Raw genomic sequence first — 12,990 nt, 5'->3', positions numbered from 1 at the left:
AGTTCACTCCGGACCGCAGTTGACGATAAGTTGGCAAGTATGACGCGCGACTCCCGGCGACCGTTCGGCCGCCTGCTCACCGCCATGGTGACCCCGTTCCGGGCCGACGGCTCGCTCGACGTGGACGGCGCCGCCCGGCTGGCCGCGTACCTCGTGGACGAGCAGCACAACGACGCGCTCGTGATCAACGGGACCACCGGGGAGAGCCCGACCACCTCCGACGCCGAGAAGGAGACGATCCTCCGGGCCGTCATCGAGGCGGTCGGCGATCGGGCTCAGATCGTCGCCGGAGTCGGCACGTTCAACACGCCCCACACGGTCGAGCTCGCCCGGACCGCCGAGAAGGCGGGCGCACACGGTCTGCTCGTCGTCACTCCGTACTACAACAAGCCCCCGCAGGCCGGGCTCCTCGCGCACTTCCGCACGGTCGCCGACGCCACCGGGCTGCCGATGATGCTCTACGACATCCCCGGCCGAAGCGGCGTACCGATCGCGACGGAGACCTTCCTGCGATTGGCCGAGCACGACCGGATCGTGGCCGTGAAGGACGCCAAGGGCGACCTGACCGCCAGTTCCCAGGTGCTGCGCGACACCGACCTCGCGTACTACAGCGGCGACGACGCGCTGACCCTTCCGCTGCTGTCCGTCGGCGCGAGCGGTCTCGTGGGCACGTCCACGCACCTCACCGGCGCGATCGCCACCCGCATGATCTCCGCGTACCACGACGGGGACACGGCGGAGGCGCTGCGCCTGCACCGGCAGCTGCTGCCGCTGTTCACCGGGATCTTCCGGACGCAGGGCGCGATCCTCGTCAAGGCCGCGATGAACGCGAAGGGCCTGCCTGCCGGACCGTTGCGCCCGCCGCTGGTCGACGCCACCGAAGCCGAGCTCGCGCAGCTGCGAGCCGACTGCGACGCCGCCGGCCTGCCTCTCTGACTCGCGAATCGCGGCTGCGCAGCCGGCGGCCGCCCATGGACCACAGGAGTAATGAAGTGACCGAAGCGCACGTGGAGTTGCCCGCACCGCCCCCACTGCCGGAGGGCGGGCTACGCGTCATCCCCCTGGGTGGACTGGGCGCGATCGGGCGCAACATGACCGTCTTCGAATTCGACGGCAAGCTGCTCGTGGTCGACTGCGGAGTGCTCTTCCCCGACACCGAACAGCCCGGCGTCGACCTGATCCTGCCCGACTTCGAGCCCATTCTGGACCGTCTCGAAGACGTCCAGGCCATCGTCTTGACGCATGGGCACGAAGACCACATCGGAGCGGTGCCCTATCTGCTCGCGCACAAGCCCGACATCCCGCTGGTGGGTTCGCGTTTCACGCTCGCCCTGGTCGAGGCGAAGCTCGCCGAGCGCCGGATCACGCCCTACTCGCTGACCGTCGTGGAAGGACAGCGCGAGCAGCTCGGCCCGTTCGAGGCCGAGTTCTTCGCGGTGAACCACTCCATTCCGGACGCGATGGCGGTGGCCATCCGTACGCCTGCCGGCCTCGTGCTGCATACCGGTGACTTCAAGATGGACCAGCTGCCGCTGGACGGCCGGATCACCGACCTGGCCGGGTTCGCCCGGCTCGGCGCGGAGGGCGTCGACCTGCTGCTGTCGGACTCCACGAACGCCGAGATCCCGGGCTTCGTGACCTCCGAACGCCAGATCGGGCCGGTGATCAGCTCGATCTTCGCCAAGGCCACCGGCCGCATCATCGTGGCGTCGTTCGCCTCCCACGTGCACCGTGTCCAGCAGGTGCTCGACGCGGCCGAGGAGCACGGCCGCAAGGTCGCCTTCATCGGCCGGTCGATGGTCCGCAACATGGGCATCGCGCGCGAACTCGGCTTGCTGCACATCGCGCCCGGTCTGCTGATCGGCATCGACGAGGCGACCACGCTGCCGCCCGAGCAGATCGTGCTGATGTCGACCGGGTCGCAGGGTGAGCCGATGAGCGCGCTGGGCCGGATGGCCACCGGCGACCACCGACACATCACCATCGCCTCGGGCGACACCGTGGTGCTCGCGAGCTCGCTGGTGCCCGGCAACGAGACCAGCGTCTACCGGGTGATCAACCAGCTCGCCCGGCAGGGTGCCAACGTCATCCACAAGGACGTGGCCAAGGTGCACGTCTCCGGCCACTCGCCCGCCGGCGAGCTGCTCTACCTGCTCAACGTGGTCAAGCCCAGCAACCTCATGCCGGTCCACGGCGAGTGGCGGCACCTGCGGGCGCACGCCCGGCTCGGCGTCGAGAGCGGCGTCGCGCCCGACCGCATCGTGCTGTGCGAGGACGGCGACGTCGTGGACCTGGTCGACGGCCGGGCCGAGCTGGTCGGTCACGTCAAGAGCCGCTACGTCTACGTGGACGGCCTGGCCATCGGCGACGTCGGCGAGAGCCTGCTCACCGAGCGCCGGATCTTGGGCGACGGCGGATTCATCGCCGTCACGGTGGTCGTCGACTCGGTCACCGGCAAGGTCGTGGGCGGCCCGACCATCTCGCAGAAGGGCTTCTCGGAGGATCCGGCCGCGTTCGACCCGGTGCTGCCGCTCATCACTCAGGCCCTCGACCGGGCCGCGGCGGACAACATCACCGACCCCCACCAGCTTCAGCAACTGGTACGCCGAGTCGTCGGCAAGTGGGTGAACGAGGCGTACCGGCGGCGGCCGATGATCGTGCCGTCGGTTTTGGAGGTCTGACCACATAGCGGGGTGTGACACGCTTTCGCGAATGCGGCACCTCGTTGATGATCTCCTCTACGCTGTCAAGCATGGCGCGCCGTACCACCCCGACCACGAGCCGCCGCGTGAACCCGCCGAAGGCGTCCACTGCGGTGGCACGTACCTCCGCGTCCCGCACCACTCGGCGTACCCCTGCTAGAACGACCGCACGACGGCGGACCGCGAGCTTCCCCGGGCCTTTGGACGTGCTGGGCAAGGTGACCGGCGGGCTGTTCTTCGGCCTGGCCGGGGCGACCGGCTGGGCGGCGCGGGCGGTGGGGCGGCAGGCCGCGACGGCGCGCGAGCTGGAGACGGAGCATCGGCGCGACGGTCTGGGCCTGCTCGGCCTCGTGACCGCGTTGTTGCTGGTGGTGGCGCTGTGGTTCGACGGCGGCGGCCCGGTCGGGGCGTGGATCGCGGACCGGGTGCGATTCTTCTTCGGCTCTGTCGCGAATGGACTGCCGCTGTTGCTCGGCTTCGTGTCGATCCGCATGATGCGGCACGCGTCGGAGGAGAATCGGCAGGGCAGCGGCCTGGTGGGCTGGGGCAGCCTGTTGCTGGCGCTGGCCGGTCTGTTCGACATCAGTCAATCCCCGGCCGATCAGACGGGGCGCGACGCCGCCGGTGGCGTGATCGGCGCGCTCACCGGTGGCCTGCTGAAGGACGCGGTCAGCGGCTGGGTCGCCGTGCCCGCGCTGCTCGTGCTGCTGGTCTTCGGCGTGCTCGTGGTGACCGCGACGCCGCTCAACAAGGTGCCCGAACGGCTGGCCGCCTTGAGCGATCGGCTCTTCGGCGGCCGGACCTCCACTGAGGACGAAGAGGATCTCGCCGATCTCGACGAGCGGCCGTCGCTGCCGCCGCGCCGCCGCAAGCCGCTGCCCGACCCGTTCGGGCCCGCGGACATCGACGGCGAGATCATCGAAGACCTCCAGGAGACCATCGTCCTTCCGCGTACGCGGAAGAAGGAGCGCAAGCAGCTGGAGGCCCCGGCGCACACCCCGCCACCGGCCAAGGAGCTCAAGCCGGAGCAGCTCGCGGTGCCCGGACTGGGCGGCGATTACGTCCTGCCGCCGATGACGATGCTCGGCCACGGGGCCGCGCCGCGCGCCCGGTCGAAGGCCAACGACGACGTCATCGAGGCACTGCGGCACGTTTTCGACCAGTTCGACGTGGACGCCGCGGTCACCGGGTTCAACCGCGGTCCCACCGTCACCCGGTACGAGGTCGAGCTCGGCCGGGGCGTCAAAGTCGAACGGGTCACCCAGCTCTCCCGGAACATCGCGTACGCCGTCAAGTCGCAGGACGTGCGGATCATCAGCCCGATCCCGGGCAAGAGCGCGATCGGCATCGAAGTCCCCAACAGCGACCGGGAGGACGTGGCCCTCGGGGACGTGCTGCGCTCCCGGGTGGCCGAGCAGGAATCGCACCCGATGGTGGTCGGCCTCGGCAAGGACATCGAAGGCGGTTACGTCGTCGCCAACCTGGCCAAGATGCCGCACATCCTCATCGCCGGCGCGACCGGCGCGGGCAAGTCCAGCTGCCTCAACTCGCTGCTGGTCTCCATCCTCGCCCGGTCCACTCCGGACCAGGTGCGGCTGCTGCTGGTCGACCCGAAGCGGGTGGAGCTGACGGCGTACGAGGGGATTCCGCACCTCGTGACGCCGATCGTGACCAACCCGAAGAAGGCCGCCGACGCCCTCGACTGGGTCGTCCGCGAGATGGACATGCGCTACGACGACCTCGCCGCGGCCGGCGTACGCCACATCGACGAGTACAACCGCAAGGTGCGGGCCGGGCAGGTCAAGCCGCCACCCGGGTCGGAGCGGGTCATCGAGCCCTACCCGTACCTGCTGGTGATCGTGGACGAGCTGGCCGACCTGATGATGGTCGCGCCGCGCGACGTCGAAGACTCGGTGGTACGCATCACGCAGCTCGCCCGGGCGGCCGGCATCCACCTCGTCCTCGCGACCCAACGGCCGAGCGTCGATGTCGTCACCGGCCTCATCAAGGCCAACGTCCCGTCCCGCCTCGCGTTCGCCACCAGCTCCCTGGCCGACTCCCGGGTCATCCTGGACCAGCCGGGCGCGGAGAAGCTGATCGGCCGGGGTGACGGCCTTTTCCTGCCGATGGGCGCGTCGAAGCCGATCCGGATCCAAGGCGCGTGGGTCGACGAGAAGGAGATCGTCGAGGTCGTCGAGTTCTGCAAGCGACAGCGCGATCCGCAGTTCCGCTCGGACGTGACCGCCCCACCGCCGGTCGACAACAAGAAGAAGGCCGAGGAGGAGATCGGCGACGATCTGCAGCTGCTGCTGCAGGCGATCGAGCTGGTCGTCGTCTCGCAACTCGGCTCGACGAGCATGCTGCAGCGCAAGTTGCGGGTCGGCTTCGCCAAGGCCGGGCGGCTCATGGACCTCATGGAGACCCGCGGCATCGTCGGGCCCTCCGAGGGGTCGAAGGCGCGCGAGGTGCTCATCAAGCCCGACGAACTCCCCGAGGTCCTCGAGTCCCTCGGCGCCTCCGACTAAGGCTCGCTTCCCGCGTCTTTTCCCGTTGATCATGAACTTATGGGGGCTGTCGACCGGCGTGTCGTGTCCGTAGCCCCCTGATCAACTCCCTGAGCGGGTGATCAACTAGGCGACAAGTTACGGTGTCGCCGTGACAGCACCCGAGGTATCGGCCGACCGTGAGTCGGTCGTCCGCGTCTCCACTCTGGAACTCTTCTTCGATCTTGTCTTCGTCTTCACCATTACCCAGCTCACCGCCGTGCTGGCCCATGACCTCACGGTCGGCACCGCGCTCCGGGTGCTCCTGCTGCTGTTGATCATTTGGTGGATGTACGACGGCTTCGCCTGGATGACGAACACCGCCGCCCCGACCGATCCGGTACGCCGAGCGCTCCTCCTGCTCGGGATGGCGGGATTCCTGCTGATCGCATTGGCCTTGCCGGACGCCTTCGGCGCTGCCGGCTGGGCGGTCGGCGCGGGGTACTTCCTTGTCAACGCGATCCACAGCGGACTGCTGCTGCGCGTAGCTCCGGACGCGATGCGCAAGCTCGCCCCGTTGAACCTGCTCAGCGCGTCCCTCGTGTTGGCGGGCGGATTGGTGCCGGACCCCTGGCGGATCATTCTCTGGATCGGGGCGGCCCTCGTCATGACGGCTTCGCCTTACTTGCATCCCCTGACGGAGTGGAACATCAGCTCGGCGCATTTCGTCGAGCGCCACGGGCTGATCGTGATCATCGCCCTGGGCGAGTCGATCGTCGCCATCGGCGTCGGGGCCTCGGGCCTGAAGCTGACGCCGACGTTGATCTTCGTCGCCTTCCTCGGCCTGGTGCTCTCCTTCCTCCTCTGGTGGGTGTACTTCGGCGGCGACGACTCGGCGGCCGAAGAAGCGCTGGACCGTACGCCGGTCGAGAAGCGCGGGCGGGCGGCTCTGCACGCGTTCGGCTGGGCCCATGTGCCACTCCTGCTGGGCATCATCGGGTTGGCGGCCGGCGTCAAGAAGGCGATCGGGCATGCCACCGAGCACATCTCGGTGGCTCAGGCGCTCGTACTGAGCGGCGGTGTCGCCGTCTTCCTGCTGGGTGACGGGCTCTTCCGCCGCATCCTGCGCATCGGTACGCCGTGGTTCCGGGTCGTGGCCGGGCTCGGCGCGCTGCTGACCGTCCCGCTCGGGCTGTGGCTGAACGCGGTCGCTCAGCTGAGCGCGCTCGTGCTCCTGCTGGCGGCGCTGCTCCTGCTGGAACGGCGTTCGCCCGATAAGCCGCGCGCCGCGGCGCGGTAATCGGCGGGCCATTTCGGCCGGATCAGGGATTGCGGTCGAATCTCTCGCCAAGATTCGACACGGATCCCTGATCCGCCGCAAATCCCCTTCGACGATGGCCCGAAGCGGAAGCATCTGCCGCTATGCGGACACGAGAACGGGGTGTGTCGCAGGTCCCCGGTAGTCTTGTCGGGTGCCGCCTTCCACCACTTCTCAGCCCCGTGTGGCCCTCCTCACCCTGGGCTGCGCCCGCAACGAGGTCGACTCCGAAGAGCTCGCCGCCCGCCTGGCGGGTGAGGGCTGGCAGGTGACGACCGACGGCGAGGGCGCCGACGTGGTGCTCGTCAACACCTGCGGCTTCGTGGAGAAGGCCAAGCGCGATTCGATCGACACCCTGATCGACGCCGCGAAGACCGGCGCGAAGGTCGTCGCGGCCGGGTGCATGGCCGAACGCTATGGCAAGGAGCTGGCCGAGATCCTGCCCGAGGCCGACGCCGTGCTCGGCTTCGACGACTATCCGGGCATCGCCACCGTCCTGGACAAGGTCCGCCACGGCGAGCGGCTGGCTGCGCATACGCCGCGTGACCGGCGCGAGCTGCTGCCGGTGACGCCGGTCGAGCGCCGGTCGGCCGACGTGATCATCCCTGGTCACGCGGCGACCACCGTCGACGCGGCCACCCCGGCGCACCTGCGGCCGGTGTTGCGGCACCGGCTCGACAGCTCGCCGGTCGCCTCCCTCAAGCTCGCCAGCGGCTGCGACCGCCGGTGCTCCTTCTGCGCGATCCCGGCCTTCCGTGGGGCGTTCGTCTCGCGTACGCCGGACGAGCTGCTCGCCGAGGCCGAGTGGCTGGCCCGGACCGGCGTACGCGAACTGGTCCTGGTCAGCGAGAACTCCACCTCATACGGCAAGGATCTCGGCGACCCCCGGGCGCTGGAGAAGCTGCTGCCGCAGCTGGCCGCGATCGACGGCATCGTCCGCGTACGCGCGAGTTACCTCCAGCCCGCGGAGACCCGGCCGGGGCTGGTCGAGACCATCGCGACGACGCCAGGTGTGGCGGCGTACTTCGACCTGTCGTTCCAGCACTCGTCGGAGGCGGTGCTGCGGCGCATGCGCCGGTTCGGTTCGACCGAGCGGTTCCTGGAGCTGCTCGGTTCGGCCCGGGAGCTCGCACCGCATGCGGGCGCGCGATCCAACTTCATCGTGGGCTTCCCGGGCGAGACCCCCGCTGACGTTCGTGAGCTGGAGCGATTCCTGACCGAGGCGCGGCTGGACGCGATCGGCATCTTCGACTACTCCGACGAAGACGGGACCGAGGCGGCCGGCTTCGACCGCAAGGTGACGCCGCGGACGGTTCAGCGTCGCTACGACAAGTTCCTGTCGCTCGCCGAGGAGCTGTCGGCTCAGCGCGCCGAGGAGCGGATCGGCGCCCTTGTCGAGGTCCTGATCGACACAGTCGTCGAGGGCGAGATCGAAGGCCGCGCCGAGCACCAGGCTCCCGAGGTCGACGGGTCCACCACCCTCGTGAGCGCCGCGGAGGCAGTCGACCTCGGCGCGCTCCAGCCCGGCGACCTGGTCCAGGCCCGCGTGATCGCCACTGAGGGCGTCGATCTGGTCGCCACGCCGGTGGCGATGATCGACGCACGCCGGACACCGAGTCACCGGGGCCACTAACGTGTCGGCTGTGCAGGAGCGAGTGCGGAAGGTTCCGGTCCTCAACGCGGCCAACGTGCTGACCGCGCTGCGCATCGTGCTGGTCCCGGTCTTCGTGGCGCTGGTGATCGTGTCGGGGATGACCGACACCAAGTGGCGGATCGCGGCCGCGGTCGCCTTCGGCGTCGCGTCGCTCACCGACTTCGTCGACGGCTGGATCGCGCGCCGGTTCGGCCTGATCACCTCGTTCGGCAAGGTCGCCGACCCGATCGCGGACAAGGCCCTGACCGGCGCTGCGCTCGTGCTGCTCTCCGTCTACAGCGTGCTGCCGTGGTGGGTCACGCTCCTTATTCTGGTACGCGAATGGGGCGTGACCGCGCTCCGTTTCTGGGTGATCCGATACGGCGTGATCGCAGCGAGCCGGGGCGGGAAGGTCAAGACGGTCCTGCAGATCGCGGCCATCACCTGGTACTTGTGGCCCTTCGGATCACCGCTGAGCGCGGTGGGACCGTGGTTGATGGCTGCGGCCTTGATCGTTACCGTCGTCACGGGGGTCGACTACGCCGTGACCGCACTGCGGATGCGGGCGGCGAAGAGGGCCTGACCCGCGAGAGGGGAGGGCAGTCGTGATCGACGCCTATCTGGACCGGCTGGGCGTACGCCCGACGAAGCCCAGCGTCGACGAGCTCGTCGCGCTGCACCGAGCGCACGTCGAGCGGATTCCGTACGAGAACATCGAGATCTACCGCGGGCAACCGCCGGGGATCGAGACCGACGAGTCGCTCGGCTGGGTCGCCCGGGGCCGGGGTGGCTACTGCTACCAGCTCAACGGTGCCTTCGCGACTCTGCTCACCGCCCTTGGGTACGCCGTGACCTGGCATGTCGGCGGAGTGCACACCGCTGAGGAGCCGGTCGGGGCGACGGGCAACCACTTGGCGCTGACCGTCTCGGGGCTGCCCTCACCCGAGTGTCCCGAGGGCATCTGGTTCGTCGACGCCGGTCTCGGTGACGCCCTGCACGAGCCGTTGCCGTTGCGCACGGGCAGCTATCGGCAAGGTCCCTTCGAGTACGCCCTCGAGCCCTCCAAGATCGTCGAAGGCGGCTGGCATTTCACGCATGCGGCCGGCTCCTCGTTCGCCGGGATGGACTTCGGCCCGGTCGCCGACGGCGTACAAGCTTTTGCCGCCAATCACGCGTACCTGTCGACTTCGCTGGAGTCCGGCTTCACCAGGACGCTGACGATTCAGCGCCGGGACGCGGATGGGGTTGACATCTTGCGCGGCTGCCAGATGATCCGGCGGTCCGCCGAGGGGAAAAGCGTGCGGGAGGTGACCAGCCAGGCCGAATGGCTCGCGGAGATTGCCCGGTTTGGCCTATCTTTGGAGGGACTCGACCCGAATACGCTGTGGGCGAAAGTCCACGCTGATCATGAGGCCTGGTTGGCGAGTCAGGTGCCGGAGGTTCGGTGAGCCACCCGCTGGGGAATGTGCGTGAAATGGTCGACGTTCTTGTTCGACGTGGCCAGACGATCGCGGTGGCGGAGTCGCTGACCGGCGGCTTGCTCGCCGCGACCTTGGTCGAGGTGCCTGGAGTCTCCCGCACGTTCCGAGGCGGTCTCGTCGTGTATGCGACGGATCTCAAGGCCAAGCTGGCCGGCGTAGATGCCGACCTGCTGGCGGCGAACGGGCCGGTGGATCCCGAGGTGGCCGCTCAGCTTGCCCGTGGTGCCGCGCTGACCTGCGGCGCTGACTGGGGGCTGGGCACCACCGGGGTCGCTGGTCCCGAACCGCAGGACGGTGTGAGCGTGGGAACAGTCTTCGTCGGCGTGGCGGGCCCGCAGGGCTACCGCGAAGTTCGTGGGCTGCGGTTGGACGGCGATCGCGCCACGATCCGGGCACAGGCCGTCTCAGCGGCGCTCACGCTGCTGGCTGAGGGTCTCGACAAGGGGTAGGGTCGTAATCAGCCGTCGGTGACAACCGACGGCAAGCACTATCTGCCGGCAATGATCCGCTAGGGGGTGTGTCATGGTGCTGTTGCGACGCGTCATCGGCGATGCACTGCGCGGGCGCCGCCAGCGCCAGCACAGGACCCTGCGAGAGGTCTCCACCGCGGCCAACGTGAGCCTCGGATACCTCTCGGAGATCGAACGCGGCCAGAAAGAGGCCTCGTCAGAGCTGCTCTCGTCGATCTGTGATGCCCTCGGCGCGCAGCTGTCCGAGGTGCTCCGGGAGGTCAGTGACACGCTCGCCCTCGCCGAGCAGCTTGAGGGCCTGGAGAACGGCCGGCCGGTCGAGGCTGCCACGGCTCCGGCCGCACCCGCTGCCCGCAAGGTCATCCCGGGTACGCGCAAGGTAACCACGCCGGACACCAAGATCACGGATGGCCAGGTGTCGGTGACGGTACGCCACGATTCGCCGTTGCGGACCACCCTCATGGCGACTCGCAACCGGCGGCCGGGGCGTACGCTCGAGCGCACTGCCGGCTGACCCATCAGCGCACGTCAACGGCGCGCCCGCCTTCGTGGCAGGCGCGCCGTTTCGCTACCCCCGACTGTCCGCGCGATCATGAACTACCGGGCATGATCGCCCGGCGTGTCGCGTCCACGGCACCCTGATCATTTCCCCAGCGTCGTGATCCACATCCTCGGGAAACGATCATCGAGCCCGGGGAACGATCATGGGCTCGCGGACGCGCCACGCCGGGCGAGAATGACCGCAAGTTCATGATCAACGCGCAGGAGACGCGCAGGAGACGCGCAGGAGACGCGGAGGAGACGCGGAGGAGACGCGGAGGAGACGCGCAGGAGTCGCGCAGGAGACGCGGAGGAGTCGCGCAGGAGACGCGGAGAGGCGACGAACGCGACGCAGCGGCAAGGCGACGTCAGTCGGTGGTGATGCGTAGGACGTCCCCGGCGGTCACGCCCAGCACGACCGCCGCCCGTCCGCCGTTGACCGCGACGGCCAACCGCTCGGCCGAGTCGGGGAAGACGACCATCCCGCCGTGCGGCACGTCGGCGAAGGTCGCGCCGTTGATCGCCCGGCAGCCGCCGACGACGATCTGCCCGGGTAGTCCGGCCAGCAGCGATCCGTCCGCGGCCAGCTGCACGTTGCCGAAGCGGTCGATGGTCAGTACTTCGGCCTCCAGCCAGCCGTCGCCGATCGCCACCACCGGATCGGGAAGCATGACCAGGCTGGCCGGGTCGATCTCGGGACCGGCGTCCATCAGCGAGGCGCCGGCGGCGATCCGCCCGGCCACTGGAGTGAAGACGTCCCGGCCGTGGAACGTACGCGAAACGCGCCCGGCGAACCACTTCTCGTTGGTCAGGTGTACGCCGCCGACGACCCCGCCGAGTTCGCGCGCCGCCCAGGGCAGGAGTCCGTTGTCCGGGCCGACGAGGATGCCACCCGGCGTGATCAGCGCAACCGGCCGGCGCAGGGTGCCGACGCCGGGATCCACGACGGCGACGTGGACGGCGCGGGGCAGGTGGGGGACCGTCTGCGCGAGGACGGCGGCGCCTCGGGCGACGTCACCTGGCGGGACGAGGTGAGAGACGTCGATGACGCGGGCGGCCGGGGAGTGCCGGGCGAGCACACCGTGGCAAGCGGCGACGAAACCGTCGGAGAGGCCGTAGTCGGTCGTCAGCGAGATCCAGTCATAACCGGGCATGTCTCGAAGTTACCGCGAGAATGCGGTGCGTCACTGCCCCTGCTCTCGGCGTACCCCTATCTTGCTGAAAAGGACGATCACCGGAAGCGTGCAGATCAGCGGGCCCACGACGGCGAGGGGTCTGGTCAGCCACCACTGTAGATCGATGCGCAGATCGTCGCTCCGGTCCGTGAACTCGTAACCGAACAGCAACCAAGCGAGGAAAAGGAATATCGCCAGCCCGGTCGTGTGGACCAGATAGAGCGGCAGTGAGAAGCGGTTGATCAGGTCGTTCGCCCGATGCCACCGAGGTCGCAGCAGCACCCGCTGCATCGTCGGTCGGAGCAGTTCGACAACGCCGATCTGAAAGAGCAGCAGGGCGACGATGACGAAGGTCGGCGGTGCCATGTTGGAGAACCGTTCGCCGGGCACGCCCACCATCGATCCCGGGTAGAGCCCCGAGCCGACGAGTCCCACCAGGCCGAAGAGCCCGGCCCACAGCAGCGTCCAATCGGCACGGCGCGGCGCGTCGACCACCTTCTGGTAGAAGAATCCCGCCTGATGGGCGAGGCCCCAGACGAGCACCATGTTCGCCCAGCCCGCTGCCTCGAGGTGGTAGTTGAACCGGACCACGTCGATCATCATCGCCGCGCCGCCGAGCCAGACCAGCACGAGGCTGCCGTACCGGCGGTGCAGCGAGAGCGACACCGGCAGGAGCACGATCAGCATCAGGTAGATCGCCAGAAACCACAGTGGGCTGATGATGAGCCGGACGCCCCGGCCGATCCCCTCCAGCTTGAAATACCCGCCGATGGCCGAGCCCACCGCGATCCAGGCCAGCATCACCACCACGGCCGGCACGGCCAGCTTGCGGATCCGCCGGCCGACAAACGCTCCAATGTGTACGCCGTTGAGCTGAGCCCGTTCCCAGGAGCGGAGATGGACGTACCCGCCGACGTAGAAGAACAGCGGCATGACTTGAAAGAGCCAAGTGGCGAGCCAGAATCCGCGAGTGAACCCGAGCGGGCTGGTGGCGTGCGGGCCGGCCTGAGGACCGTTCGGCTCCCAGGTCAGGATGGTGAAGGCCCAGTGCCACAAAACCACGACGATCAGGCTGGCGGCCCGGAGGAAGTCCACGTAGTCGTCGCGGGACCCGGCTTTCGGGGTCGTCTCGGTGACTGCCGTGGGGGCGCTCATGCCCGACGACTATGCCAGAATCGGTGCCACCGT

The 12,990-nt window shown here is 68.9% G+C and carries 11 protein-coding genes; 9 read left to right on the top strand and 2 right to left on the bottom strand.

The genetic code is table 11. From position 1 onward, the window contains the following. Positions 1-39 precede the first annotated feature (39 nt). The 9 genes from dapA (at position 40) to HOV77_RS11240 (ending at position 10,601) form a co-directional block, all read left to right on the top strand. On the top strand, positions 40-936 hold the full coding sequence (gene dapA, locus HOV77_RS11280; protein WP_290861107.1) for a 4-hydroxy-tetrahydrodipicolinate synthase: 897 nt from the start codon (positions 40-42) through the stop codon (positions 934-936). 56 nt (positions 937-992) lie between these two features. Further along, positions 993-2,681, top strand: a complete 1,689-nt coding sequence (locus tag HOV77_RS11275; RefSeq protein ID WP_290861106.1) for a ribonuclease J — start codon at positions 993-995, stop codon at positions 2,679-2,681. Positions 2,682-2,752: 71 nt separating this feature from the next. Next, a complete protein-coding gene (locus HOV77_RS11270; RefSeq protein WP_290861103.1) occupies positions 2,753-5,227 on the top strand; it encodes a DNA translocase FtsK in 2,475 nt (824 codons plus the stop codon). 130 nt (positions 5,228-5,357) lie between these two features. After that, on the top strand, positions 5,358-6,485 hold the full coding sequence (locus HOV77_RS11265) for a low temperature requirement protein A (RefSeq protein WP_290861101.1): 1,128 nt from the start codon (positions 5,358-5,360) through the stop codon (positions 6,483-6,485). A gap of 172 nt (positions 6,486-6,657) precedes the next feature. Then, positions 6,658-8,136, top strand: coding sequence for a 30S ribosomal protein S12 methylthiotransferase RimO (gene rimO, locus HOV77_RS11260; protein ID WP_290861099.1), 1,479 nt, complete (start codon positions 6,658-6,660; stop codon positions 8,134-8,136). Positions 8,137-8,146: 10 nt separating this feature from the next. Then, a complete protein-coding gene (pgsA, locus tag HOV77_RS11255) occupies positions 8,147-8,719 on the top strand; it encodes a CDP-diacylglycerol--glycerol-3-phosphate 3-phosphatidyltransferase (RefSeq protein WP_290861097.1) in 573 nt (190 codons plus the stop codon). A gap of 22 nt (positions 8,720-8,741) precedes the next feature. Next, entirely contained in the window at positions 8,742-9,584 is an 843-nt protein-coding gene (locus HOV77_RS11250; protein ID WP_290861095.1) for an arylamine N-acetyltransferase, read from the top strand. Between the two features lie 26 nt (positions 9,585-9,610). Beyond that, a complete protein-coding gene (locus HOV77_RS11245; protein WP_290861093.1) occupies positions 9,611-10,066 on the top strand; it encodes a CinA family protein in 456 nt (151 codons plus the stop codon). A gap of 73 nt (positions 10,067-10,139) precedes the next feature. Beyond that, entirely contained in the window at positions 10,140-10,601 is a 462-nt protein-coding gene (locus HOV77_RS11240; RefSeq protein WP_290861091.1) for a helix-turn-helix transcriptional regulator, read from the top strand. A 394-nt stretch (positions 10,602-10,995) separates the two neighbouring features. Here the strand turns inward: HOV77_RS11240 and HOV77_RS11235 are convergent, their stop codons facing one another. Together HOV77_RS11235 and HOV77_RS11230 are read right to left on the bottom strand one after the other, a co-directional pair. After that, positions 10,996-11,781: an SAM-dependent chlorinase/fluorinase gene (locus tag HOV77_RS11235; RefSeq protein WP_290861089.1), complete on the bottom strand. Its 786-nt coding sequence runs from the start codon at positions 11,779-11,781 to the stop codon at positions 10,996-10,998. Positions 11,782-11,811: 30 nt separating this feature from the next. Beyond that, positions 11,812-12,957 (bottom strand): acyltransferase, encoded by a 1,146-nt coding sequence (locus HOV77_RS11230; protein ID WP_290861087.1) that lies wholly within the window; start codon positions 12,955-12,957, stop codon positions 11,812-11,814. Between the last annotated feature and the right edge of the window lie 33 nt (positions 12,958-12,990).

Origin of the sequence: Hamadaea sp., from assembly GCF_013362815.1 — a bacterium.
Taxonomy (GTDB): Bacteria; Actinomycetota; Actinomycetes; order Mycobacteriales; family Micromonosporaceae; genus Hamadaea.
Note: the sequence above shows the minus strand (reverse complement) of the source record. Positions and strands in the feature narration are given on the sequence as shown.

Excerpts from the sequence above, each read along its gene's own strand:
- dapA (WP_290861107.1), top strand. The coding sequence starts at position 40 with ATGACGCGCGACTCCCGGCGACCGTTCGGCCGCCTGCTCACCGCCATG.
- HOV77_RS11270 (WP_290861103.1), top strand. The coding sequence starts at position 2,753 with ATGGCGCGCCGTACCACCCCGACCACGAGCCGCCGCGTGAACCCGCCG.
- HOV77_RS11245 (WP_290861093.1), top strand. The coding sequence starts at position 9,611 with ATGGTCGACGTTCTTGTTCGACGTGGCCAGACGATCGCGGTGGCGGAG.
- HOV77_RS11240 (WP_290861091.1), top strand. The coding sequence starts at position 10,140 with ATGGTGCTGTTGCGACGCGTCATCGGCGATGCACTGCGCGGGCGCCGC.
- HOV77_RS11235 (WP_290861089.1), bottom strand. The coding sequence starts at position 11,781 with ATGCCCGGTTATGACTGGATCTCGCTGACGACCGACTACGGCCTCTCC.
- HOV77_RS11230 (WP_290861087.1), bottom strand. The coding sequence starts at position 12,957 with ATGAGCGCCCCCACGGCAGTCACCGAGACGACCCCGAAAGCCGGGTCC.